Source organism: Pseudorhodoplanes sp., assembly GCF_035565855.1.
Classification (GTDB): Bacteria; Pseudomonadota; Alphaproteobacteria; order Rhizobiales; family Xanthobacteraceae; genus Pseudorhodoplanes.
Genome location: NZ_DATMRX010000210.1, coordinates 1 through 24,541, shown reverse-complemented (window position 1 = coordinate 24,541; position 24,541 = coordinate 1). Strand labels below are relative to the sequence as shown.

Below are 24,541 nucleotides of genomic sequence, written 5' to 3'. Positions count from 1 at the left end.
AGTGATTTACAAATATCACCTGATCGGATTGGACGATATTCCGGGGTTGCCCAGACCACGCCCGCTGACCTGAATTCGAATTTTCCCCAAGTGCCGCCGGAACGCATTCGGCCCCACCGCCGTTATCGCTGCCGAGATTTTGCGGGGACACGGCATGCCACATTCGCGCTATTTGATCCGTCAGACCGGGGACGGCTGGAGCATACGGTTCGCCGACGCCGATTTCGGGCCCTATCAGACCAAGCAGGAAGCGCTGATGTTTGCTGTGGATGCGGCGCAGCGACTTGGCGAGGAACGCGGCGAGAATGCGGAAGTCTGCCTGCTCGGGGAAAATGGTCACTTCCACCCGGAATGGACGTTCGGACGCGACAGCTATCCGCCGCGTCTTTGAGGGCGAAGGGAAGGGAACATTCGTCCGGTCGAGCTGTTGAGCCATCGCGTCAGCCGGAAACGGCTGTGCAAGCGCCGGACGGCCTATACCCCCTCCCCAATACGAGGTCGTCCGGCGCCTTTTTTGCGCTTCTGGACTTTTGTGCTGCCCGACGAAAAAGAGCAGGGCAACGGCCCTGCTCTAAATAAAAATATAACGCTTCCCGCGCGTGATTTAAGTTTATTGGCGAAGCGTCAGCGGCGCAATTCGCGCTCGCGATCCTCCCAAGACTTGGACCGGTTGGGCGACGCTGCCCAACGCGAAGGCGAAAGCTATATCAGCTTTCTATGTCTCGGCAAGGCCCATGAATGCCTGTTTATGGGGCCTAAACGAACGTGCCTTGAGTTTTCCGGCGCGATCCGGTTTCACTCCGCCGGCGACCATTGGGGTCGATTCTCCGAAAGCAACAGATGCGATTATCGCGGTATTTTCTTCCGATTTTGCGGGAAACGCCCAAAGAGGCGGAAATCGTGTCGCACCGCCTCATGCTGCGTGCCGGCATGATGCGTCAGGAGGCCGCCGGCATCTACGCCTTCCTGCCGCTCGGGCTGCGGGTGCTCGACAAGATCTGCGCCATCGTTCGCGAGGAGCAGAATCGCTCCGGCGCGATCGAACTCCTCATGCCCACGATCCAGTCGGCGGAGCTGTGGCGCGAGAGTGGGCGCTACGACGCCTACGGCAAGGAAATGCTGCGGATCAAGGACCGTCATGAGCGCGAAATGCTTTATGGTCCGACCAACGAGGAGATGATCACCGATATCTTCCGCGCCTATGTGCGATCGTATCGCGACCTTCCGCTCAATCTCTACCACATCCAATGGAAGTTCCGTGACGAGGTCCGGCCGCGCTTTGGCCTGATGCGCGGCCGCGAATTCCTGATGAAGGACGCCTATTCCTTCGACATTGACCAGGCCGGTGCGCGGCATTCCTATAACAAGATGTTCGTCGCCTATCTTCGCACCTTCGCGCGGATGGGGCTGAAGGCGATCCCGATGGTTGCGGAAACAGGGCCCATCGGCGGGAATCTCAGCCATGAATTCATCATCCTGGCCTCGACCGGGGAGAGCGAAGTCTTCTGCCATCGCGACTATCTCGACTTCGAGGTGCCGGGCGCGGATATCGATTTCGACGACGTTGCCGGGCTGCAGTCGACGGTGGACCGCTGGACCTCGCTTTACGCGGCCACGTCAGAGAAGCACGACAACGCGGCGTTCGAAGCTCTGCCGGAAGGAAGCCGCGTCTCCGCGCGGGGAATCGAAGTCGGTCACATCTTCTATTTCGGCACCAAATATTCCGACCCGATGAAGGCCGTGGTAACGGGACCCGACGGAGCCGAGCATGCGGTCCATATGGGTTCTTACGGGATCGGTCCGTCGCGCCTTGTTGCAGCCATCATCGAGGCGTCCCACGACGACGCGGGCATCATCTGGCCGGAAAGCGTTGCACCGTTCCGGGTGGCGATCCTGAACCTGAAGCAAGGGGATGCGGCGACCGACGCGGCATGCGAAAAGCTTTATGCGGACTTGCAGGCCCGGGGCGTCGACACCCTGTACCACGATCTCGATGAGCGGCCGGGTTCCAAATTCGCCACTGCGGACCTGATCGGGATTCCCTGGCAGGTCGTAATCGGCCCGAAGGGCCTTGCTGCCGGCCAATTTGAGGTGAAACGTCGGTCGGACGGGAGCCGGGAGATGTTGAGCCCGAGCGAAGTGCTGAACCGGCTGGTTTAGCGACGCCCGCGCTGGCTGTCGGGGGTAATGTCCCCACGAATTTATGTGGGCTGCGGCCACTTCGGTATTTGGCGGTGGCTTGAATTGGCCAGAATCTGATGAAATCCGCAGATTCAGGAGTCTGAATGAGCGAACCCAGCGCAACGCGCCCCTTTGCGCCTTTCGAATGGATGCTGTCGCTGCGCTATCTACGAGCGCGGCGAAAGGAAGGATTCATCTCGGTCATCGCCAGCATCTCCTTCCTTGGGATCATGCTTGGTGTTGCAACGCTCATTATCGTCATGGCGGTGATGAACGGATTTCGCAAAGAGCTCCTTGAAAAGATTCTCGGCATGAACGGGCATCTCCTGGTGCAGCCGCTGGAATCGCCGCTCACCGACTGGAAGGAACTGGCGCAGCGTCTGAGCGGGGTACCTGGTGTTCGGCTCGCCGCGCCCATGGTTGATGGCCAGGCGCTGATCTCGTCGCCCTTCCATTCCACCGGCGTCGGTGTGCGCGGGATGCGCGCGGCCGATCTCGACAAGCAAGCTTCGATCACGACGAACCTGAAGCAAGGCACGCTCGACGGGTTCGATGAAGGGCAGGGGATCATTATCGGCAAGCGTCTCGCCGACGCCCTGTCGGTTCGTGCCGGCGATAACGCTACGCTCGTCGCGCCGCGCGGCGCGGTTACGCCGATGGGCACCACGCCGCGGATCAAGACGTATCGAATAGCCGCGGTCTACGAGATCGGCATGTCGGAATACGATTCCAATTTCGTATTCATGCCGCTTGCGGAATCGCAGGCTTATTTCAATCGCTCCGGCGATGTGACCGCGGTCGAAGTCTACATCGACAAGCCGGACAATTACCGCGAATTCCGAACCCTGCTGACGAAGGCTGCCGAGCGCCCAATTTTCATAACGGACTGGACGCAGCGTAACGCGACCTTCTTCAACGCGTTGCAGGTGGAGCGCAATGTGATGGCGCTGATCCTGTCGCTGATCGTCCTCGTTGCGGTGCTCAACATCGTGTCGGGGCTGTTCATGCTGGTGAAGGACAAGGGGCGGGACATCGCGATCCTGCGCACGATGGGAGCGACCCAGGGCGCGATCATGCGTGTCTTTCTGATTACCGGCGCCTCGATCGGCGTTGTCGGGACGACCCTGGGCTTTTTGGTCGGTGTCGTGGTCTGCGCGAATATCGAGTCGCTGCGCCAGTTCGTCTCATGGCTCACCTCGCGCGAGATATTTGCGCCCGAATTGTATTTTCTCTCGCGCCTGCCGGCCGAGATCGATGCGGGCGAAACCACGGCCGTGATCGTCATCGCGCTGGCCATGTCGCTTGCGGCTACGCTTTATCCGTCATGGCGGGCGGCGCGGCTCGATCCTGTCGAGGCGCTCCGCTATGAATGAGCGTGTGATGGCGGATGATCAGACAACGTCATCGGGTCCAGCGAAGGGGCCGGTGCTGTATCTGAACGCCGTCCATCGGCGCTATCAGCAGGGCGAAGCCGAACTGACGATCTTGCGGGGCGCGGAACTCGGATGCTGGCTCGGCCAGTCCATCGCGCTGATCGCGCCATCAGGCGCTGGAAAGTCCACCTTGCTGCACGTTGCAGGTCTCCTCGAGCATCCCGATGCGGGGGAGGTGTTCGTGGATGGCCGACCGACTTCGAATCTGTCCGATGCGGAACGCACGCAGATCCGCCGGGTCGAGATGGGCTTCGTCTATCAAGCCCATCACCTGCTGCCGGAGTTTTCGGCGGTCGAAAATGTGATGCTGCCGCAGATGATCCGCGGCCTGTCGCGGAGCGAAGCCCGCAAGCGAGCCAGCGAACTTCTGACCTATCTCGGCCTGAACGCGCGGCTGGAGCATCGGCCGGCCGAGTTGTCAGGCGGTGAGCAGCAGCGCGTTGCCATCGCCCGCGCGGTCGCCAATGCGCCCCGCATCCTGTTGGCCGACGAGCCCACCGGAAATCTCGATCCGCATACAGCGGACCACGTATTCGATACGCTCAGGCAACTGGTCGCCGCATCGGGTCTTGCCGCGATCATCGCCACCCACAATCTCGATCTTGCCCGCCGCATGGACCGACGCGTGACAATCCGCGAAGGCGTCGTTATCGAGCTCGAATGAGCCTACGGTCCCGAATAATCAAAATCCGCCGCTATTGACCCACACCGTTTCGTGCCCATCTTGCCCGCGTTCCGGGATCGGACCCTTCCATAACATCAGGCCATGACTGAACCATCTCCTGCCTCTGCCAAAGCGGAAGACATTGTCGGCCGCGAGTTGCGTCCCTTGCCTTCCCTCATCTTCGGATCGCGCTGGCTGCAGCTGCCGCTTTATCTCGGGCTGATCGTCGCCCAGGGCGTCTATGTGCTGCTGTTCCTCAAGGAGCTCTGGCACCTCACGCTGCATGCGATGGATTTCACCGAACAGCAGATCATGCTGATGGTGCTGGGTCTGATTGACGTGGTGATGATCTCCAACCTGCTGGTGATGGTGATTGTCGGCGGCTACGAGACCTTCGTCTCCCGGCTGCGTCTTCAGGGGCATCCCGATCAGCCGGAATGGCTCAGCCACGTCAATGCCAGCGTCCTGAAGATCAAGCTCGCCATGGCGATCATCGGCATTTCGTCGATCCACCTGCTGCGAACTTTCATCGAGGCTGGCAACCTCGGCAGTCCGAAGGCGAGTTATACTGAAGCCGGGATCATGTGGCAGGTCATCATCCATCTCGCCTTCATCGTTTCCGCAATCGGCATCGCCACGGTCGATCGGATGAGCCAGGTGCCGGCCAACCACGCCCGCCGCGACCACTAGTCCAGGACGACCCCTCGCTATCGATGCTTTCCCGTTGGCTCGGCTTCAACATGCGAAGCCGGGCTTGGCAGGAGGGCGTCTGCGCGAGCCGAACTATCCCCGCTTGACTGAGAACAAAAGAAGAACTATGTTCTCTGTCCGTTCTTTACGAGCGGGTCGAAGCGGGGTTCAGCTAGGAGGCGGGGATGTTTCGCGCTGTAGTCGAGGAGGCCGCCGCACTGGCCTCGCTGTCGCTCTTTCTCGGAATGATCGCCATATGGGCGCAAGTGCTGGGTGGTCTCTGACTGCGTGATCTGTGCGTAGCGTCGTGCGTTTGTTGCGTCCGCGGGAGAAAAGGACGCGGTTTCGGCCGGGCGCCCCTCATTAGGTCGCGTCGCGTTTGAGCGGGCGCCCGGCTGCTTCCTCGTCTGGCTTAGCTGGGCCGCGTCCGCCGGTAGCGTTGTTGCCCGGACTAGGAGAACCCGACTAGGAGAACCCGACTAGGAGAACCAGTCTTCGGGAGCCAACCTGAGAGAGCGGTCTTGGGGAAAACGGGCGTGCAGGGCCGCCGCGCCGGATTGAGGGTGGACTTGAGGGGACGGGCTCCCCACGATTGAAGCCGACCAGACAGATTCGTGAGGCTTCCGGTGTCGGATGCACCCTTCGTGCACCTGCATGTGCACTCGTCCTATTCCTTGCTCGAAGGCGCGCTGAAAATCGGCAAGCTGGCCGATCTCGCCAAGGCCGACCGGCAGCCCGCACTCGCGTTGACCGACACCGACAATATGTTCGGTGCGCTGGAATTTTCCGAGAAGCTCGCCGGGAGCGGAATTCAGCCAATCGTCGGGTGCTGCTTTTCCGTCGATTGCGGGGACCAGCCGCGGGACCCGCGCAATCCCGCCCAGAACCGTAAGTTGCCGCGGCTCGTGCTGCTCGCCGCGACCGAGACTGGATATCGCCGGCTGATGCGGCTGTCGTCGCGCGCTTTTCTCGAATCGCCGTCCAACGAACCGCCACATCTGCCGGTCGCCTGGCTGGAGGAGGGGGCCGATGGCCTGATTGCGCTCACCGGAGGTCCGGGGGGCGTGCTCGATCAGGCCATAGCGGCCGGCCAGCTCGATCTGGCCCAGGCCCGCGCGAGCCGGCTGCGCGAACTCTTTGACAACCGCCTCTATGTCGAATTGCAGCGCCACGGATTGCCCGAGCAGCGTGCGGTCGAGCCACACCTCATCGACATCGCCTACACACAATCGCTGCCGCTGGTCGCTACCAATGAGCCCTTCTTTGCAACGCCGTCCGACTATGAGTCCCATGATGCGCTGATTTGCATCGCCGAAGGCCGTCTGATCGCTGAGACCGACCGGCGCCAGCTCACGCCGCAGCATTATTTCAAAAGCCGGCGGGAGATGGCCGAGTTGTTCTCGGATCTGCCGGAAGCAATTGCGAACACTGTCGAGATCGCGCAGCGCTGCGCATGGCGTCCGCGAACGTCCAAGCCGATCCTGCCGCGCTTCACATCTGATGGGACCGACGAGGCCGCTGAATTGCGCAAGCGCGCTGCCGCGGGCCTGGAGCGGCGCATTGCGCTTCATGGCCTTGCGCCGAATGCGAGCCGTGAAGACTATGACGCGCGGCTTGCCTTCGAACTCGATGTCATCGAGCGGATGAAATATCCGGGATATTTCCTGATCGTCGCGGACTTCATTCAATGGGCGAAGTCGCATGACATTCCGGTCGGGCCGGGCCGTGGCTCGGGGGCGGGCTCGCTTGTAGCCTACGCGCTGACCATTACCGATCTCGATCCGATCCGCTTTGGGCTTCTGTTCGAACGCTTTCTCAATCCCGAGCGCGTGTCGATGCCGGACTTCGACATCGACTTCTGCCAGGACCGCCGCGACGAAGTGATCCGTTACGTGCAGGAGCGCTACGGGCGCGATCAGGTCGCGCAAATCATCACCTTCGGAACACTGCAGGCACGCGGTGTGCTGCGCGACGTCGGTCGCGTGCTGGAGATGCCGTATGGCATGGTCGACAGGCTGTGCAAGCTTGTGCCGCAAAATCCGGCAAACCCGGTGACGCTGGCCCGTGCCATTGACGACGAGCCGAAGCTGCAGGCCGAGCGCGATTCCAATCCGACGGTGCGGCGCGCCTTCGACATCGCACAGAAGCTGGAAGGGCTGACGCGGCATGCATCGACCCATGCCGCGGGCATCGTGATCGGCGATCGCCCGCTGGCGGAGCTTGTGCCGCTCTATCGCGATCCGAAATCGGACATGCCGGTAACCCAGTTCAACATGAAATGGGTGGAGCCGGCGGGCCTCGTGAAGTTCGACTTCCTGGGCTTGAAGACACTCACGGTGCTCAAGACCGCGGTGGACCTGTTGAAGCGGCGCGGCATCGAAGTCGATCTGTCCGCGATCCCGCTCGACGACAAGAAAACCTACGAGCTGCTCGGACGCGCAGAAGCGGTTGGCATCTTCCAGCTGGAAAGTGCGGGCATGCGGCGCGCGCTGCTCGACATGAAGCCCGACCGGTTCGAGGACATCATTGCGCTGGTGGCGCTCTATCGCCCCGGCCCGATGGCGAATATCCCGACCTATTGCGCGCGCAAACATGGCGAGGAGGAGCCGGATTACATCCATCCGAAGCTCGAAGAGGTGCTCAAGGAAACCTTCGGCGTCATCGTCTATCAGGAGCAGGTGATGCAGGCGGCGCAGCTGCTTGCCGGCTATTCGCTCGGACAGGCCGATCTGTTGCGCCGCGCTATGGGCAAGAAGATCCGCAGCGAGATGCAGGCGCAGCGCCAGGATTTCGTGAAGGGCGCCGTGGAGCGCGGCGTGCAGAAGTCGCAGGCGGACGCGATCTTCGATTTGCTCGAACGCTTTGCCGAATACGGCTTCAATAAGAGCCACGCGGCTGCCTATGCGCTCGTCGCCTATCAGACGGCCTGGATGAAGGCGAATTACCCGGTCGAGTTCCTCGCGGCTTCAATGACGCTCGACATGGGCAATACCGACAAGCTTGCGGAATTCCGCAACGAGGCCGAGCGGCTTGGCATCAAGCTCGAACCGCCCTCGATCAACCAGTCCGGTCGCGCTTTCGAAGTCGAAGGCAACACGATCTTCTATTCGCTCGCCGCGTTGAAGGGCGTCGGCGGGCAGGCGGTCGATGCAATCGTTGCCGCGCGCGGGCAGAGACCCTTCCGCGATCTCACCGACTTCGCCTCACGCATCAATCCGAAGGCGGTCAACAAGCGTGTCCTGGAGAGTCTCGCTGCGGCCGGAGCCTTCGACCAGCTCGAACCGAATCGTGCTCGTGTTCACGCCGCGGTCGAGACCATGCTTTCGGCGGCGCAACGCGCCCATGATGCCGCCGAGAGCGGCCAGAATGAGTTGTTCGGCGGGCCGGCGCATCGCGAGCCGCTGCGTTTGCCGAATGCCGATCCGTGGCCTCCATCGGATCGCCTGCAGCGCGAATATGATGCGATCGGGTTCTTCCTCACCGGTCACCCGCTCGACGATTACGCCAAGGCGCTGAAGCGCATGCAGGTCATGAACTGGATGGAGTTCTGCAAATCCGTGCGGGCCGGGGCATCCGCCGGACGGACCGCGGCGACCGTGGTCTCGCGGGTCGAACGCCGCACCAAGACCGGGAACAAGATGGGCATCATCGGACTGTCCGATCCGAGCGGGCAATACGAGGCGGTGCTGTTCCAGGAGGGGCTCCAGCAATATCGCGAGCTTCTCGAGCCCGGAAATGCCGTGCTGCTGTTTCTCTCTGCGGAAGCGCAAGGGGAGGACGTCCGGGCCCGGATCCAGACCGTGGAACGGCTCGATCAGGCCGCCGAAAAGGTGCAGAAGAGCCTGCAGATCTTCCTGCGTGACCCGGCGCCGCTCGACCACATCACCAACAGGCTGGAGCCGAAGGGCGACGGCGAGGTGCATTTCGTGCTGATGCTGCGGGACGGAGGCGAGGTCGAGGTCAAGTTGCCGGGCCGGTACAAGGTCTCCCCGCAGATCGCCGGTGCCATCAAGGCCGTACCCGGGGTGGTGATGGTCGAGGCCGGCTAGGCCGGGTGCCGGCCCTCCGAAGAGGGGCCTGTCTGGGCGCCGCCGGGCGCTTTTCCTTGCCTTTCGCCCACCGGGTGGCTATATCGCCGCCCATCTCACACGCGGATCAGGGTTTGCCGCCCGGTAACGGGCAAGGCCGGCCTTCCGGTGGCGGTCCGGCCAATGGCCGGGCGTCCACGATGTCCGCGGCGGAACAAACCGGAGAATAGTCATGGCGCTGCCCGATTACAGCATGCGTCAGCTTTTGGAAGCTGGCGTTCACTTCGGCCATCAGGCCCACCGCTGGAATCCGAAGATGGGGAATTACATCTTCGGCGTTCGCAACAACATCCACATCATCGATCTGGCGCAGACCGTCCCGATGCTGCACCAGGCCCTGCAGGCGGTGTCCGACACCGTCGCCAAGGGCGGCCGCATCCTGTTTGTCGGCACTAAGCGCCAGGCGCAGGACGCCATCGCCGACGCGGCCAAGCGCTGCGCGCAATATTACGTCAATTCGCGTTGGCTCGGCGGCACCCTGACCAACTGGAAGACCATCTCGGGATCGATCCAGCGGTTGCGCAAGCTCGAGGAGATGCTCGCCTCGAACGAGGCGCAGGGCTACACCAAGAAAGAGCGCCTCGACCTGCAGCGCGAGCGCGACAAGCTCGACCGCTCGCTCGGCGGCATCAAGGATATGGGCGGTCTGCCCGACATGCTGTTCGTGATCGACACCAACAAGGAAGACATCGCGATCAAGGAAGCGCAGCGTCTGAACATTCCGGTGGCGGCGATCGTCGACACCAATTGCGACCCCAATGGCATCAACTATGCCGTGCCGGGGAACGACGATGCGAGCCGCGCGATCAGCCTGTATTGCGATCTCGTCGCGCGCGCGGCGATTGACGGCATTGGCCGCTCGCAGGGCGAGCGCGGCATCGATCTCGGTGCTGCAGCCGAGCCGGTCATGGAAGAGCTGCCGGAGACCAGCAGCACCGGTTATGAGGCGCTGCCCGGACCGCGCGGCGTTGCCGACGATCTGAAGAAGCTGCCCGGCGTGTCCGGCTCGATCGAGAAGCAGCTCAACGATCTCGGCATCTTCCATTATTGGCAGCTCGCGCCGCTGTCGCACGACCAGGCGCATCGTCTCGGCGAGGCCGTCGGTCTGCCGGGTCGCGCCGATCAATGGGTGGCGAAGGCCAAGGAATTCACGGCCGAATCCGAGTGATGCGAATGGCGCGGACTGAAGTCCGCGCCGCAACCCGAGCTAAGTTGGATCAAGGACATGGCAGAAATCACCGCTGCGCTCGTGAAAGACCTGCGCGAACAAACCGGCGCGGGCATGATGGATTGCAAGGCGGCGCTGACCGAAACCAAGGGTGACGTCGAGGCTGCAATCGATTGGCTGCGCAAGAAGGGCCTGTCGAAGGCCGCGAAAAAGGCCGACCGTGTCGCGGCGGAAGGACTGATCGGCATCAGCACGGCGCCAAAAAAAGGCGCGGTGGTCGAAGTCAATGCCGAGACCGATTTCGTCGCGCGCAACGATCACTTCCAGGGCCTCGTCAAGCTGATCGCGGATGTTGCGCTCTCGAATGGCGGCGACGCCGACGCGGTTCGTGCGGCGAAGGTCGGCGACAAGACCGTGCAGGAGGCGATCGCCTCCGCGATCGCGACCATCGGCGAAAACATGTCGCTACGCCGTGCCGCGTCGCTGTCGGTGAATAACGGCGTGATCGGCACCTATATGCACAATTCGATCTCCGACGGTCTCGGTAAGATCGGTGTGCTGGTGGCCTTGGAATCGACCGGCGATCCGCAGGAGCTCGCCGCTCTCGGGCGATTGGTGGCGATGCATATCGCAGCGGCGGCGCCGCTTGCCGTCGATCCGTCCGGCCTTGGAGCCGACCTGATCGAACGGGAGAAGGGCGTTCTGGCCGACAAGGCCAAGGCGTCCGGCAAGCCCGCGAACGTCATCGAAAAGATCGTCGAGTCCGGCCTGAAGAGCTTTTACAAGGAAGTCTGCCTGCTCGATCAGCCTTATGTGCACGACGACAAAAAGTCGGTCGCGCAGGCGCTGAAGGAGGCCGAGGGCAAGGTCGGCGGTCCGATCAAGGTCACGGGCTTTGTCCGCTACAAGATCGGCGAAGGCATCGAGAAGCAGGAAAGCGACTTCGCGGCAGAGGTCGCGGCGGCCGCAGGCAAGAGCTGAGGTCACGGCAGGACGATCGCATCATGGCCAAACCGGTCTATGGACGTGTGGTCGTCAAGATTTCCGGAGAAGCCCTCGCCGGGGCCGCCGGCTTCGGCGTTGACCAGCGCGTGGTCGAGACCATCGCCGCGGACATCGTTGCCTCACACCGGCTCGGCGTCGAAATCGCCGTAGTCGTTGGAGGCGGCAACATCTTTCGCGGCGTCGAAGTCTCCAACCGCGGAGTCTCGCGTCCGACCGGGGACACCATGGGCATGCTCGCGACCGTCATGAACAGCCTCGTGCTGGAAGCGGCGATTGCGCGCAACGGTTCGCCCGCAGCGACGCTTTCGGCAATTCCCATGCCGACGGTGTGTGATACCTATTCGCGCCGCCGCGCGCTGGACCAGATCGGCGCTGGCCGGGTGGTGCTGCTGGCCGGCGGGACCGGCAATCCGTTCTTCACAACGGACACGACGGCGGTCCTCCGCGCATCGGAACTCGATTGTGGGGCGGTCCTGAAGGCCACCAACGTGGACGGCGTCTATGATGCCGATCCGAAGCAGAACAGTTCCGCAAAACGGTACGAGCGGTTGAGCCCGCGCGAGGCTCTGGACCGCAACCTGAAGGTGATGGATTCCACCGCGTTCGCGCTTGCCCGCGAAAATGGTATGCCTATCATCGTTTTTTCGATCCGCGAGCCGGGTGCGATTGAGGCCGTCTTGCGGGGAGAGGGCCGCTCGACCATCGTGGCCGATTAGGTGCGGTCAAGATTCGCAGGCTCCAATGTGGCCGCGACGGGTGGAAGTCGGGCCCAGCGGGTCAAAATGTGAGGCCGAGACGAACGGTCCGAGAGAGAGGCGATGGCAACGACAAGTCACGACATCAACGATCTGAAGCGCCGCATGCAGGGCGCCATCGCGGTCCTGAAGCAGGAATTGTCGGGGCTGCGCACTGGCCGCGCCAATGCGAATTTGCTCGAACCGGTTCAGGTCGACGCCTATGGCACCCATATGCCGCTGTCGCAGCTTGCGACCGTGAGCGTTCCCGAGCCGCGTCTGTTGAGCGTGCAGGTCTGGGATCGCACGATGGTTCATGCGGTCGAGAAGGCGATCACCGCCGCCAATCTGGGTCTCAATCCGCAGACCGAAGGCCAGGTCATCCGGCTTCGCATTCCCGAACTGAATGAGGAGCGTCGCAAGGAACTGGTCAAGGTCGCGCACAAATATGCCGAGGCCGCACGCGTTGCGGTTCGTCACGTCCGGCGCGACGGGATCGACGTGATCAAAAAGTTGGAGAAGGATCACCAGATTTCCAAGGACGACCAGGAGCGCTTTTCCAACGAGATTCAGAAGGCAACGGATCAATCGATCCAGGATATCGACCAGCTGCTTGCTACCAAGGAAAAAGAAATCCTGACGGTCTGATCGTCGCGACTTTGCAGGCTTAAACCATGTCCATGCCAAAGGTTTCCCTTGATGGGACGTCGGGCTTTGATGTCCCCCGTCACGTCGCCATCATCATGGATGGCAACGGTCGGTGGGCTGCGGCGCGCGGGTTGCCAAGAGGCGAGGGACATCGTCGCGGCGTGGAGGCCCTGCGCAAGACTGTGCGCGCGGCGGGCGATCTCGGGATCGACATCCTGACGATTTTCGCTTTCAGCTCCGAAAACTGGACTCGTCCTCAAACGGAAATCCGCGACCTGCTCGGCCTTTTGCGGCTGTTCATCCGCAACGATCTTGCCGAACTCAACACCAACAACGTTCGGGTCCGGATCATCGGAGAGCGCGACACGCTGTCTTCCGACGTGAGACGTTTGCTGGAGGAGGCCGAACAGCTCACTTTGCGCAATGACGGCATGACGCTCGTCGTCGCCTTCAACTATGGCGCACGGCAGGAGATCGCCCGGGCGGCGCAGCGGCTTGCCGACGCGGTGGCCGCTGGCCGGTTGTCATCGAGCGAGATCACGGCGGAGCACGTCTCGCAATATATGGACGCGCCCGATCTTCCCGATCCCGATCTGATCATCCGAACCAGTGGCGAGCAACGCCTTTCGAATTTTCTGCTGTGGCAATCGGCCTATAGCGAGCTCGTCTTCGTGCCGACCTTCTGGCCCGATTTCGATCGCGGCGCGCTTGAACAGGCCATTTCGGAATATGCTCGCCGCGAGCGTCGGTTCGGCGGGTTGGCGGCGGCCGGATCGTAGCGATGGATGGTGGCAAGCCATCGCTTCCACTGACCGAGACGACGTCCACGCCGTCGACGCGCAACCTTATGCTGCGCATTGCATCCGCCGCCGTTCTTGCGCCGCTCGCAATCGGTGCCGCCTGGCTCGGAAGCTGGCCTTTCACGATATTCTGGACCATTGCCGCGGTTGCGGTGTGGTGGGAATGGATTGGCCTTGTCGAGCCAACCGGCCGCAATGTCCTGCTGGCGACGGGCATTTGCGCACTGCTTTTGCAGGCTATCGTGTTCGAGACCGGCAATCTGTCGATCGCCATCATGATCGTGGCGCTCGGTGTGCTTGCGGGCATTGTGACCGCCGGCAAGCATGCGCCAGCCGTTGCGGGCGGCCTTCTTTATGCGTCGGCGCTGCTGATGGCCGCAGCAGTGCTGCGCGCTGATGACAAATATGGGTTCATCGCCATTCTGTTTCTTTTTGCTGTGGTCTGGGGAACGGATATCGGCGGCTATTTCAGCGGTCGTGCTTTCGGCGGCCCGAAGCTCGCACCCTCGATCAGTCCCAAGAAAACGTGGTCCGGCGCGATTGGCGGTACGCTCGTCGGCGTTGGCGCAGCCGTTGCCGTAGCAAAGCTGTTCACGCTCTCCAACCCGCTGATGATCGGGATCGTTGCTGTCGTCCTCTCAGTCGCTTCGCAGTGTGGCGACCTGTTTGAGTCCGGGCTGAAACGGCGTTTTGATGCAAAGGATGCGAGCGGCCTGATCCCCGGCCATGGTGGCGTCATGGATCGACTCGATGGTTTCATTTTCGCAGTCACGGTGGCAGCGGTGATTGGTGTCGCGCGTGGCGGCTTCGATGGGCCCGCTGCAGGTCTTCTGGTCTGGTGAGCATGGTTCCATCCGCATACAAGTTTCAAACACCCGCTGCGTCGTCTTCGGCCGCGCCTCGCACTATCAGCATCCTCGGTGCGACCGGTTCGATCGGCACCAGCACGCTGGACCTCCTGGTGCGTCAGCCCGATCGCTACAAGGTCGAGGCGGTCACCGCGCAGCGCAATGCGGAGGCGCTGGCGAAAGCTGCGATCGCGCTCGGCGCACGCTTTGCGGCCATCGCCGATCCGAAAGCCTATGATGCATTGAAGGCTGCGCTGTCCGGCTCCGAAATCGTCGCCGCCGCCGGCGAAGCAGCCGTGATCGAGGCCGCGGCGCGGCCGGCGGATATCGTGGTTGCCGCGATCAGTGGGGCTGCGGGCCTTGCACCGACCATGGCCGCGATCGAGCGCGGCACCTCTGTCGCGATCGCCAACAAGGAATGTCTCGTCTGTGCAGGCGGATTGTTCATGCGCCGTGCGGCGGAACGCGATGCCACGATCCTTCCGGTCGATTCCGAACACAATGCGCTGTTCCAGGCGATGGGGGCGGGCGGACGCGGTGATATCCGCCGCCTGATCCTGACGGCTTCGGGAGGCCCGTTCCGGACCTGGTCGGCGGAGGCGGTGCGAAATGCGACACCCGAACAGGCGCTGCGCCACCCGAACTGGTCGATGGGCGCCAAGGTCACGATCGATTCGGCGAGTTTGATGAACAAGGGCCTCGAACTGATTGAGGCGCATCACCTCTTCCAGATGCCGGCGAAGGACATTGATGTCTTCGTCCACCCGCAATCGATCGTGCACGGCATCGTCGAATTCTGCGACGGGTCCTTCATCGCGCAGCTCGGCGCGCCGGACATGCGGATTCCGATTTCGCATTGCCTCGCCTGGCCCGAGCGGATGACGGAGCCAGCGCGCCGGCTTCGCCTGGAGGAGATGGCCAGCCTGACCTTCGAGGCGCCCGACCTTGTCCGCTTCCCGGCGCTGCGCCTTGCCCGCGAGGCTCTGACCGTAGGAGGGGCGGCTCCGACGGTATTGAATGCCGCCAACGAGATCGCGGTCGCGGAATTTCTGTCGGGTCGCCTCGGATTTGCCGCCATTCCGTCGCTCGTGGAGGCTACACTCAACGAGGCTGTGCGAAGGGGGATTGTTCGCGAGCCGGCTAGCGTTGACGAGGCGCTTACGATCGATCGCGAAGCGCGCGCCATTGCGAGCGAATTGAGGTCTGATGCTGCGGCGGCTCTGAACTAGACCGCCTCGATCGGGGAATTGGGTCCGACATGGGTTTGTTCGAGAATTTCAGCTTGTGGGGCGGCGGGTTTCCCGGCTCGCTGCTGCCTTTTCTGTTTGTGTTAACCATCGTGGTATTTTTCCACGAGCTCGGCCACTTCCTGGTGGCCCGCTTGTGCGGCGTCCGCGTGCTGGTGTTTTCGGTCGGTTTCGGGCCAGAGATCGTCGGATTCAATGACCGGCACGGCACCCGCTGGAAGATTTCCGCCATCCCGCTTGGGGGATACGTGAAGTTCTTCGGCGACGAGGATGCCGCCAGCACCCCCGACCATTCCAGCATGTCGATGATGACGGCGAGCGAACGGCGGCAGAGCTTCCATCACAAGAGTGTCGCCCGTCGCGCAGCGATCGTTGCGGCCGGTCCGATCGCCAATTTCATTCTGGCGATCCTGATTTTTGCGGCCATTTTCGTATTTTACGGCAAGCCCTCGACGTCCGCCCGGGTCGACGGGATCCAGCCGGACAGCGCCGCGGCGGCGGCCGGCTTCCAGCCGGGCGACATCGTTGTCGCCATCGACGGCCGCCCGATCCAGACGTTTGCCGAGATGCAACGGGTGGTCTCGACGAATGCCGGCCAACAACTTTCGGTAACGGTAGAGCGGGGCGGCACACGCGTGGAGTTGAAAGCGACGCCAACCCTCCGGGAAATCAAGGATAATTTCGGCAACATGCATCGGATCGGCGTGCTCGGCATCAGCCGGTCGATGGCCCCGTCCGACGCGCAACATGAGAAGATGTCGGTGCTGCCGGCCTTGGGACAGGGCGTGTCCGAAACCTGGTTCGTCATCGAACGGACGCTGTCATACCTTGGCGGCGTGATTGTCGGTCGCGAGGCGGCCGATCAGCTCGGCGGACCGATCCGGATTGCCCAGGTTTCGGGGCAGGTCGCCACAGTCGGCTTCGTTGCCCTGATGAACCTGTCGGCCATTCTCTCGGTATCGATCGGCCTGCTGAACCTGTTCCCGGTGCCTTTGCTCGATGGCGGACACCTTTTGTTCTACGGGATCGAAGCCGTCCGCGGAAAGCCGCTGTCCGAGCGTGCCCAGGAAATGGGCTTTCGAATTGGTTTGGCTCTGGTGCTGATGTTGATGATTTTTGCAACCTTTAACGACATCATTCACCTTACGGCCTCATGACACCGCTCCCCGTGGGAAAGTGTGTGGCGAGGGGGCAACGTGCGGGGTCGGAGTCGTAGATTGGAACGGTTTCGTTTGCGACTTTGGGCCGAGGCTGTAAAACCAAGTGGTGTTAGACACTTGTTTACGATTCTGACGGCCAAAGGGGTAGGACAAGAGCGAGTGGGAATGGGAAGGGGTGCCCGAGTTATACGGGGTTGGGGGCTAGCGGCCTTTCTCCTCGGGGGGAGTGTTTTTGGCGTCGCCGTGACCGCGGTGACGGCAGGATCGGCATACGCCCAATCCGCGAGCAACATTGTTGTCGAAGGCAACCGCCGGGTCGAGGCGGACACCATTCGCTCCTATTTCCGGTCGGCTGGCGGCTTGAATGCCGCGACGATCGACGAGGGCCTCAAGGGGCTCTACGCCACCGGCCTGTTCCAGGACATCAGGATCCGTCAGGCGGGCGGCCGCCTCATCGTGACCGTGGTCGAGAACCCGGTTATCAACCGGATCGCTTTCGAGGGTAACATCAAGGCCAAGGACGAACAGCTCCTGGCGGAGATCCAGTCCAAGGTGCGCGGGACGCTCTCGCGGCCGATCGTGCAATCCGACACGCAGCGCATCATTGAACAATATCGTCGCAACGGCCGCTTCGATGTGCGCGTCGTCCCGAAGATCATCGAATTGCCAAATAACCGCGTTGACCTCGTCTTCGAGATCACCGAAGGCAAGAAGACCGGCGTGAAATCCATCCGGTTTGTCGGCAACCGGAACTATTCGGATGTCCGGCTTAAGGACGTCATCAAGACGACCGAGACCAATCTGCTCAGCTTCCTGAAGTCGAGCGACGTCTACGATCCCGACCGGATCGAGGCCGACCGCGATCTGCTCCGCCGCTTCTATCTCAAGCACGGCTTTGCCGATGTCCGCATCGTCTCGGCTGTGAGCGAATACGATCCTTCGCAGAGCGCGTTCATCGTGACCTTCACGATCGACGAAGGCGATCAGTACAAGTTCGGCTCGGTCGATATTCAATCGAACGTCCGCGCCGTCGATGCCGCCTCGATGGCAGACAAGCTGAAGGCAAGGGCCGGCCAAGTTTACAACGCCGAGGCGGTGGAGAAGTCGGTCGAGGCGATCTCGATCGATGTGGCCCGTCGCGGCTATCCATTCGCCGTCGTCAGACCGCGTGGTGATCGCGATTTCGAGCGCCGCCTGATCAACGTGGTATTCACCGTGGATGAGGGCCCGCGCGCCTATATCGAGCGCATCCAGATTCGCGGCAATACGCGGACGCGTGACTGGGTGATCCGCCGCGAGTTCGACCTTGCCGAAGGCGATGCTTATAATCGCGCGCTGATCGATCGCGCCGAGCGGCGCCTCAAGAACCTGAACTATTTCAAGTCGGTGAAGATCACCAGCGAGCCGGGTACCTCGCCTGACCGCGTGGTGGTGAATGTCGAGGTCGAAGAGCAGTCGACCGGCGAGTTCTCGATTTCGGGTGGCTATTCGACCCAGGACGGCTGGCTTGGCGAAGTCTCGATCGGCGAGCGCAACCTGCTTGGCCGCGGTCAGGCCGTTCGCGCCGCGGTTCAGTATGGACAGCGCGCTCGCGGCTTTGAGCTGTCATTCGTCGAGCCCTATTTCCTCGATTATCGGATGGCGCTGGGTCTCGACTTTTTCGGCAAGGAAACCGACAACCAGCAATATACCTCCTACGACACCAAGACGATTGGCGGCGCGGTCCGGCTCGGATTCGAACTGCGCGAAGACCTTGCCTTGCAGCTGCGCTATTCGATCGCCCAGCAGGAGATCAAGCTGCAGGAAGGCTATTCGTCATGCTTCTCGACGGTGCCGTGGGATCCGGACAACAAGCCGAACGGCTGCGGTGACGTGTCCGTTGTGCCTTCGCTGCCGGTGCGCCTGAGCTTCAATCAGGGGCCTCAGCTCAGCTCCATGGTCGGCTACAGCCTGATCTATAATACGCTCGACAACAACCGGACCCCGACGGCGGGCGTTCGTGCCGAGTTGAAGCAGGAATTTGCGGGCCTCGGGGGTGACGTGAGCTTCCTGCGGTCATCGGGCGACGCTCGCTTCTATCACGAGGTCGTTCCCGACTATGTCGCAATGCTGCGCGTGCAGGCCGGCAATGTCAGCTCGTGGGACGGGCAAAACCTGCGCTTTAACGATCAGTTCCAGGGCGGCCCCAATCTGGTGCGCGGCTTCCGTCAGAATGGCTTTGGTCCGCGTGACCTCACGCCCTGGACCACGCAGGACGCGATCGGCGGCACCAATTTCTGGGCGGCGAGCCTGGAGCTCTTCATCCCGCTGCATTTCATTCCGAAGGACATCGGCATCCGGGCCTCGATCTATGCTGATGCCGGCTCGGTCTGGAATTACAAGGGTCCGACCAGCGTGCCGGGTGAGACGATGACCTTCGAAGACTCCAAGCTGATCCGGACCTCGGTCGGCGCGGGGTTGACCTGGGACTCCCCGTTCGGGCCATTGCGTTTCGACTATGCAATCCCGCTGACCAAGGAAAGCTACGACATCGTCCAGGAATTCCGATTTGGCGGCGGGACGAGGTTCTGATCGGCAGCTTTTTGGTCTAATGAATCCGCCAGAGTAACGTTGACGAGCCGGGCGGATGACCGAACCGATCTTCTTTAGGCCAGCGGAAAGCCTCTCCGCCGGGGAGATTGCCACGCTGACGGGCGCGACATTGTCCGACCCGTCGCGTTCGGGCGTCGTGATCCGGAATGTCGCTCCAATCGACAGCGCCGGGCCGAGCGATCTCGCGTTCCTGGAAAACGTTCGCTACGCCGCGGGCCTGCAGAGCACCAAGGCGGGGGCGTGTCTGATCACCGAACGTCTGGCTGCCGATGCCCCGCCTGGATTGCTTCTTCTGGTCTCGGCCCAGCCCTATCGTTCGTTCGTCACGGTCACCCGAAAACTGTTTCCGCAGGCGCTCCGACCTTCATCGTTGGTCGAAGCCGAAGGGGTGATGCCGGGAGCCTCGGTCCACCCCAAGGCGCGTCTTGAGGATGGCGTGACGGTTGAGCCAGGGGCCGTGATCGGACCGCGGGCGGAGATTGGGGCGGGGACGCTTATTGGCGCAGGCGCGGTGATCGGCGCCGATGTACGGGTGGGGCGCGATGGCAGCATCGGCGCGCATTGCTCCGTCGCCCATGCGTTGATCGGCGACCGGGTGATCATGCACCCCGGATGCCGAATCGGTCAGGACGGTTTCGGATATCTCATGAGCCCCCGCGGGCACGCCAAGGTGCCGCAGGTCGGCCGCGTCATCATCCAGGATGACGTCGAGATTGGCGCCGGCACTGCCATCGATCGCGGCGCCATCCGCGACACCGTGATCGGCGAGGGCACCAAAATCGACAATCTGGTCCAGATTGGCCACAATGTCAGTGTGGGTCGGCACTGCGTGATCGTTTCGCATGTCGCGCTGGCCGGAAGCGTAACTCTGGAAGATTTCGTAGCGATCGGCGGCTGCACCACGATCAACAATCATGTCACCGTAGGCATGGGAGCGCAGATCGCGGGGTACAGCGCGGTCAATGTGGATATTCCGCCCGGAGGCCGCTACGGAGGCATCCCGGCCAAACCGGCGAAGCTTTGGATGCGCGAAATTGCCGCCGTCGAGCGCCTGGTACGCCGAAGTAATGACAAGAGCAAAACCGAGCACGAAAGCGGGCGCTGATGAACGATATGCCGAGTACGCTGGAGAGCGCTGACATCGCGCGTATCCTCAAGGCGCTGCCGCACCGCTATCCATTCCTGATGGTGGACCGCGTGACCGGCATGCGCGCGGACGAGTTTGCGATCGGTATCAAGAACGTGACCGCAAACGAGCCGCAATTCATGGGTCACTTCCCGGACAATCCGGTATTTCCCGGTGTGCTGATGATCGAGGGTATGGCGCAAACAGCGGGCGTTCTTTGCATCTGCTCGGGCGCCACGGGAGACACGGTCAAGAGCGTGTTCTTCCTGACCGTCGACAAGGCGAAATTCCGCAAACAGGTCACGCCGGGAGATACGATCGAGTATCATATGACCAAGATCGCGCGGAAAAAGATGATGTGGTGGTATCGGGGAGAAGCGCGGGTGCAGGGTGCACTGGTTGCCGAAGCCGAAGTCGGAGCGATGATCGTCAATGCTTGAAACGTCCGACACCACGATTGACCCGACCGCGCGCGTCGCGCCCGGAGCCGTCATTGGTAAAGGTGCGGTCATCGGACCGTATTGCGTGATCGGCCCCAACGTCGTGCTTGGCGACAATTGTCGCCTGATCAGTCATGTGGCGCTGTCCGGCCACACTACGGTGGGCGATCGCACGGTCATCTATCCGTTCGCGTCGCTTGGTACGCCGCCGCAATCGGTCAAATATCGCGGCGGCCCGACGCGCCTTGTGATCGGCACGGATTGCGAGATCCGCGAAAGCGTCACCATGAATACCGGCACCGAGGACGATCGCGGTGTCACCGAGATCGGCAACCGTTGCACCTTCATGGTCGGCTCGCATGTCGGTCACGACTGCAAGGTGGGCAACAACGTTACGCTCGCCAACAACGCCGTGCTCGGCGGCCACGTCGTGATCGAGGATTACGTCTTCATGGGCGGTCATTCCGCCGCGCATCAATTCGTGCGGATTGGCGAAAGCGCCATGATCGCCGGTGTGACCGGGCTCGGCGCCGATGTCATTCCCTTCGGATTCGCCATCGGGCAACGCGGCGAACTTGACGGGCTCAACGTCGTCGGTATGCGCCGCCGCGGCTATTCCCGCGCCGACATCCATGGCCTGCGGCAAGCCTATCGCGCGCTGTTCCTCGTGCGCGGTCATTTCAAGGAGCGCGTCGAAGCGGTCGAGCGCGGATTTGCAGACGATCCCGTGGTCGCCAAGGTCATCGCCTTTATCAAGGCGGGTGGCTCACGGCCGCTGATGAAGGCAGGAAAGGCCTCCCACGGAGAAAGACATCCGGCCGGCGAGTCATGACCGCGCCGGACCTGCCAGCGGACGCGGGTCCGGTTGCGATCATCTGTGGAGGGGGGACCTTCCCGTACACTGTTGCAGACGCGCTGTTGAAAAGTGGCCGCGGCGCGGTGCTGTTCGCACTGCGCGGCTGGGCGGATCCGGACCGCGTCAAGCAATACCCGCATCATTGGGCGCACGTCGCGCAGCTTGGCCGATTTCTGCGCCTGGCCCGGCGCGAAGGCTGTCGCGACGTGATCTTCATTGGCACGCTGGTGCGGCCGAGCGTGCGGCAATTGATCAATTTCGATCTGGCCGCGTTGCGCGAATTGCCGAGAGCCATCCAGCACTTCTACGGCGGCGACAATCATCTCCTTACGGGCATGGCCAGCATGCTCGAGCGCCACGGCTTTCGCCTGCTTGGTGCGCATGAGGTCGCGCCGGAGATCCTGGTGCAGGAGGGCGCGTTCGGCCAGGTTTCGCCCACAGCAGGCGATCTCGACGACATCGCCTACGGACTCGATGTCCTTCGGGCCATTGGTCCATTCGATGTGGGGCAGGGCGTCGTGGTCGCCAATCGGCATGTCATAGCGGTCGAGGCCGCGGAGGGCACCGATCAGATGCTGGCGCGCGTTGCCGAACTCAGGCGCATCAAGCGCTTCCGCGCCCCGCTCGGGACCGGTGTTCTCGTCAAGGCGCCCAAGCCCGGTCAGGACCGCCGGTTCGATCTTCCGTCCATCGGGCCGCGCACGGTGGACGGCATCGTCGAAGCCGGGCTCGCGGGTCTCGCCGTCGCGGCGGGCGGCGCCATCGTTGCCGAGCCGCAAATTGTGGTTCAGAAAGCCGATCAGGGCCGGGTCTTCGTATTCGGCTTTCCCGAGACGGCGGGCGCATCCGAATGAAAGTGTTTCTCGTCGCGACCGAGGAATCCGGTGACCGCCTTGGCGCCGCTTTGATGCAGGCGCTGAAAGCCAAGTTCGGCGAGGATGTGCAATTCCGCGGCGTCGGTGGCTACGAGATGGCCGCGCAGGGCTTGCCGTCGCTGTTTCGCATCGACGATCTCGCCATCGTCGGGCTCGCCGGCATCACCCAGGCGCTGCCGAAAATCCTCGCCCGCATCCGTCAGACCGCACGGGCCGCACTCGAGGAGCGTCCCGACGTGATGGTGATCATCGATTCGCCCGACTTCACGCACCGCGTCGCGCGACGGGTCCGCAAGAAGAATCCCGGCATCCCGATCGTGAACTATGTCTCGCCGTCGGTCTGGGCATGGCGGCCGGGTCGCGCCCGCGCGATGAGCCGCTATATCGACCATGTCCTGGCGTTGCTGCCGTTCGAGCCGGATGTGCACCGCCGGCTGGGCGGGCCGCCATGTACCTATGTCGGTCATCCGCTGGTGGAACAGGTCGATGAACTGCGGCCGAATGCGCAGGAGGCGGAACAGCGCCTGAACGGCCCGCCGCTTCTCCTCGTCCTGCCGGGCAGCCGCAAGAACGAGATCCGTCGCCTGATCGAGCCGTTCGGCCGCGCTGTCGAGCGGATCGCAAAGACCGTGTGGCCGATCGACGTCGTCATCCCGACGACACCGCATCTGCAGGATCTCGTCGTACGTGAAACCGCACGCTGGCCCTTGCGCCCGAAAATCGTGGTCAAGCGCGAGGACCGCAGGGCCGCTTTCCGGACCGCGCGCGCGGCGCTCGCAAAATCAGGGACCGTAACGCTCGAACTCGGCGTGTCGGGCGTGCCGATGATCACGGCTTACAAGATGGCCTCGTGGGAAATCGCGATTGCGCGCCGCCTGATCCGCGTGCCTTCGGTGATCCTCACCAACCTGGTGCTGGGCGAGAATGTCGTCCCCGAATTCATCCAGACCGACTGCACCCCGGACAAGCTGGCTGCAGCCCTGGCGCCGCTGCTGTCAGAAAGCCCGCAGCGCCGCAAGCAGGTCGAGGCCTTTGCCCGCCTGGATGAGGTGATGGAGATCGGCACGGCGCGGCCGGCGCAGCGGGCGGCCGAGATCGTCGCACAGGTTGCCAATAAATCCGCGGGTCGGGCGTGAAGATCGATCCGGAAATGCTGGCTTCCGGCCCCGCAACCGCCTAATTTGCAGCATCTTCTCACCGTCGCCCTTCAACCGGCGAGCGCCCATGCGAAATGGCCATCAGTTAAAAACACCAGCAATAACAGGCGTTTGCGGTTATCTTCCGGATTACGTTCTGAGCAATGCCGAACTGGCGCGGATGGTCGATACATCCGACGCCTGGATCACCGAGCGCACGGGTATTCGGGAACGCCGGATCCTGAAGGGCGAGGGCTTGGGCACCTCCCATATGGGCGCGGAAGCGGTGAAGGGGCTCCTGGAGCGCACCGGCAACAAGCCCGGCGACATTGACCTTCTGATCTGTGCGACGACGACCCCCGACTTCGTCTTTCCCTCCACCGCGAACCTGATCAGCGACATGGTCGGGCTCGGGCCGATCGGATCCTTCGACATTCAGGCGGCCTGCTCTGGCTTCATCTACGCGATCACCATTGCCTCGCAATTCGTGGCAAACGGCCAATGCCGCAAGGTCATCGTGGTCGGGGCAGACAAGATGTCGACCATCATTGACTACACCGATCGTGCCACCTGCGTTCTGTTCGGCGACGGCGCGGGCGCCGTGCTGATCGAGCCGAGCACGAACGGCGAGGGCATTCTCGACACGCTGATCCGCTCGGACGGGTCGGGGATGATTCACCTGCACCAGAAAGCCGGCGGCAGCCGGATGCCGCCCACCGCGGAGACCGTGGCGAAGCGCCTGCATTACGTCCATCAGGAGGGCGCGGCGGTTTACAAATTCGCGATCGCCAAGATGGCCGAGGTCTCGAACGAGATCATGACGCGCAACAATCTGCGTGCCGACATGATC

The 24,541-nt window shown here is 62.5% G+C and carries 21 protein-coding genes; all 21 read left to right on the top strand.

What is annotated here, in order from left to right; all coding sequences use genetic code 11:
• Positions 1-154 precede the first annotated feature (154 nt).
• The gene (locus VN004_RS11835; RefSeq protein ID WP_325610202.1) at positions 155-391 is read left to right on the top strand and encodes a DUF2188 domain-containing protein; all 237 of its coding nucleotides are present in this window, start codon (positions 155-157) and stop codon (positions 389-391) included.
• Between the two features lie 449 nt (positions 392-840).
• Positions 841-2,160, top strand: a complete 1,320-nt coding sequence (proS, locus tag VN004_RS11830) for a proline--tRNA ligase (RefSeq protein ID WP_325610200.1) — start codon at positions 841-843, stop codon at positions 2,158-2,160.
• Positions 2,161-2,285: 125 nt separating this feature from the next.
• Entirely contained in the window at positions 2,286-3,554 is a 1,269-nt protein-coding gene (locus tag VN004_RS11825; RefSeq protein ID WP_325610197.1) for a lipoprotein-releasing ABC transporter permease subunit, read from the top strand.
• A gap of 7 nt (positions 3,555-3,561) precedes the next feature.
• Complete coding sequence (locus VN004_RS11820; protein WP_325610195.1) at positions 3,562-4,278, top strand: ABC transporter ATP-binding protein; 717 nt, start codon at positions 3,562-3,564, stop codon at positions 4,276-4,278.
• A gap of 102 nt (positions 4,279-4,380) precedes the next feature.
• Positions 4,381-4,968 carry a TIGR00645 family protein gene (locus tag VN004_RS11815; protein ID WP_325610193.1) on the top strand — a complete coding sequence of 196 codons (588 nt, stop codon included), beginning with the start codon at positions 4,381-4,383 and terminating at the stop codon, positions 4,966-4,968.
• Between the two features lie 626 nt (positions 4,969-5,594).
• Entirely contained in the window at positions 5,595-9,017 is a 3,423-nt protein-coding gene (gene dnaE, locus VN004_RS11810) for a DNA polymerase III subunit alpha (protein WP_325610191.1), read from the top strand.
• Between the two features lie 211 nt (positions 9,018-9,228).
• A complete protein-coding gene (locus VN004_RS11805; RefSeq protein ID WP_325610190.1) occupies positions 9,229-10,224 on the top strand; it encodes a 30S ribosomal protein S2 in 996 nt (331 codons plus the stop codon).
• A gap of 57 nt (positions 10,225-10,281) precedes the next feature.
• A complete protein-coding gene (tsf, locus tag VN004_RS11800; RefSeq protein WP_325610188.1) occupies positions 10,282-11,205 on the top strand; it encodes a translation elongation factor Ts in 924 nt (307 codons plus the stop codon).
• Positions 11,206-11,228: 23 nt separating this feature from the next.
• A complete protein-coding gene (gene pyrH / locus VN004_RS11795; protein ID WP_325610186.1) occupies positions 11,229-11,945 on the top strand; it encodes a UMP kinase in 717 nt (238 codons plus the stop codon).
• Positions 11,946-12,047: 102 nt separating this feature from the next.
• The gene (frr, locus tag VN004_RS11790; RefSeq protein WP_325610184.1) at positions 12,048-12,611 is read left to right on the top strand and encodes a ribosome recycling factor; all 564 of its coding nucleotides are present in this window, start codon (positions 12,048-12,050) and stop codon (positions 12,609-12,611) included.
• Positions 12,612-12,643: 32 nt separating this feature from the next.
• Positions 12,644-13,390 (top strand): isoprenyl transferase, encoded by a 747-nt coding sequence (locus tag VN004_RS11785; RefSeq protein ID WP_414710282.1) that lies wholly within the window; start codon positions 12,644-12,646, stop codon positions 13,388-13,390.
• Positions 13,391-13,392: 2 nt separating this feature from the next.
• Positions 13,393-14,253 carry a phosphatidate cytidylyltransferase gene (locus VN004_RS11780; protein WP_325610180.1) on the top strand — a complete coding sequence of 287 codons (861 nt, stop codon included), beginning with the start codon at positions 13,393-13,395 and terminating at the stop codon, positions 14,251-14,253.
• A 2-nt stretch (positions 14,254-14,255) separates the two neighbouring features.
• The gene (gene dxr, locus VN004_RS11775) at positions 14,256-15,488 is read left to right on the top strand and encodes a 1-deoxy-D-xylulose-5-phosphate reductoisomerase (protein WP_325610178.1); all 1,233 of its coding nucleotides are present in this window, start codon (positions 14,256-14,258) and stop codon (positions 15,486-15,488) included.
• 29 nt (positions 15,489-15,517) lie between these two features.
• A complete protein-coding gene (rseP, locus tag VN004_RS11770) occupies positions 15,518-16,663 on the top strand; it encodes an RIP metalloprotease RseP (RefSeq protein ID WP_325610175.1) in 1,146 nt (381 codons plus the stop codon).
• Positions 16,664-16,831: 168 nt separating this feature from the next.
• The gene (bamA, locus tag VN004_RS11765; protein WP_325610174.1) at positions 16,832-19,237 is read left to right on the top strand and encodes an outer membrane protein assembly factor BamA; all 2,406 of its coding nucleotides are present in this window, start codon (positions 16,832-16,834) and stop codon (positions 19,235-19,237) included.
• Positions 19,238-19,292: 55 nt separating this feature from the next.
• Positions 19,293-20,363: a UDP-3-O-(3-hydroxymyristoyl)glucosamine N-acyltransferase gene (gene lpxD / locus VN004_RS11760; RefSeq protein ID WP_325610173.1), complete on the top strand. Its 1,071-nt coding sequence runs from the start codon at positions 19,293-19,295 to the stop codon at positions 20,361-20,363.
• Positions 20,363-20,824, top strand: a complete 462-nt coding sequence (fabZ, locus tag VN004_RS11755; RefSeq protein ID WP_414710281.1) for a 3-hydroxyacyl-ACP dehydratase FabZ — start codon at positions 20,363-20,365, stop codon at positions 20,822-20,824. The genes lpxD and fabZ overlap by 1 nt, the downstream gene beginning before the upstream one ends.
• Positions 20,817-21,656, top strand: a complete 840-nt coding sequence (gene lpxA, locus VN004_RS11750; RefSeq protein ID WP_325610171.1) for an acyl-ACP--UDP-N-acetylglucosamine O-acyltransferase — start codon at positions 20,817-20,819, stop codon at positions 21,654-21,656. The genes fabZ and lpxA overlap by 8 nt, the downstream gene beginning before the upstream one ends.
• Entirely contained in the window at positions 21,653-22,534 is an 882-nt protein-coding gene (locus VN004_RS11745) for an LpxI family protein (RefSeq protein WP_325610169.1), read from the top strand. The genes lpxA and VN004_RS11745 overlap by 4 nt, the downstream gene beginning before the upstream one ends.
• Positions 22,531-23,691, top strand: a complete 1,161-nt coding sequence (gene lpxB / locus VN004_RS11740; RefSeq protein ID WP_325610167.1) for a lipid-A-disaccharide synthase — start codon at positions 22,531-22,533, stop codon at positions 23,689-23,691. The genes VN004_RS11745 and lpxB overlap by 4 nt, the downstream gene beginning before the upstream one ends.
• Positions 23,692-23,779: 88 nt before the next feature.
• Positions 23,780-24,541 (top strand): beta-ketoacyl-ACP synthase 3 (locus tag VN004_RS11735; RefSeq protein ID WP_325610165.1); only part of this gene is annotated, 762 nt, incomplete at its 3' end.

Coding starts and splice junctions, on each gene's coding strand:
- VN004_RS11815 (WP_325610193.1), top strand. CDS start 4,381: ATGACTGAACCATCTCCTGCCTCTGCCAAAGCGGAAGACATTGTCGGC.
- dxr (WP_325610178.1), top strand. CDS start 14,256: ATGGTTCCATCCGCATACAAGTTTCAAACACCCGCTGCGTCGTCTTCG.
- VN004_RS11835 (WP_325610202.1), top strand. CDS start 155: ATGCCACATTCGCGCTATTTGATCCGTCAGACCGGGGACGGCTGGAGC.
- VN004_RS11820 (WP_325610195.1), top strand. CDS start 3,562: ATGGCGGATGATCAGACAACGTCATCGGGTCCAGCGAAGGGGCCGGTG.
- rseP (WP_325610175.1), top strand. CDS start 15,518: ATGGGTTTGTTCGAGAATTTCAGCTTGTGGGGCGGCGGGTTTCCCGGC.
- VN004_RS11805 (WP_325610190.1), top strand. CDS start 9,229: ATGGCGCTGCCCGATTACAGCATGCGTCAGCTTTTGGAAGCTGGCGTT.
- tsf (WP_325610188.1), top strand. CDS start 10,282: ATGGCAGAAATCACCGCTGCGCTCGTGAAAGACCTGCGCGAACAAACC.
- pyrH (WP_325610186.1), top strand. CDS start 11,229: ATGGCCAAACCGGTCTATGGACGTGTGGTCGTCAAGATTTCCGGAGAA.
- lpxB (WP_325610167.1), top strand. CDS start 22,531: ATGAAAGTGTTTCTCGTCGCGACCGAGGAATCCGGTGACCGCCTTGGC.
- proS (WP_325610200.1), top strand. CDS start 841: ATGCGATTATCGCGGTATTTTCTTCCGATTTTGCGGGAAACGCCCAAA.
- lpxD (WP_325610173.1), top strand. CDS start 19,293: ATGACCGAACCGATCTTCTTTAGGCCAGCGGAAAGCCTCTCCGCCGGG.
- bamA (WP_325610174.1), top strand. CDS start 16,832: ATGGGAAGGGGTGCCCGAGTTATACGGGGTTGGGGGCTAGCGGCCTTT.
- VN004_RS11825 (WP_325610197.1), top strand. CDS start 2,286: ATGAGCGAACCCAGCGCAACGCGCCCCTTTGCGCCTTTCGAATGGATG.
- VN004_RS11745 (WP_325610169.1), top strand. CDS start 21,653: ATGACCGCGCCGGACCTGCCAGCGGACGCGGGTCCGGTTGCGATCATC.
- lpxA (WP_325610171.1), top strand. CDS start 20,817: ATGCTTGAAACGTCCGACACCACGATTGACCCGACCGCGCGCGTCGCG.
- VN004_RS11780 (WP_325610180.1), top strand. CDS start 13,393: ATGGATGGTGGCAAGCCATCGCTTCCACTGACCGAGACGACGTCCACG.
- fabZ (WP_414710281.1), top strand. CDS start 20,363: ATGAACGATATGCCGAGTACGCTGGAGAGCGCTGACATCGCGCGTATC.
- VN004_RS11785 (WP_414710282.1), top strand. CDS start 12,644: ATGCCAAAGGTTTCCCTTGATGGGACGTCGGGCTTTGATGTCCCCCGT.
- frr (WP_325610184.1), top strand. CDS start 12,048: ATGGCAACGACAAGTCACGACATCAACGATCTGAAGCGCCGCATGCAG.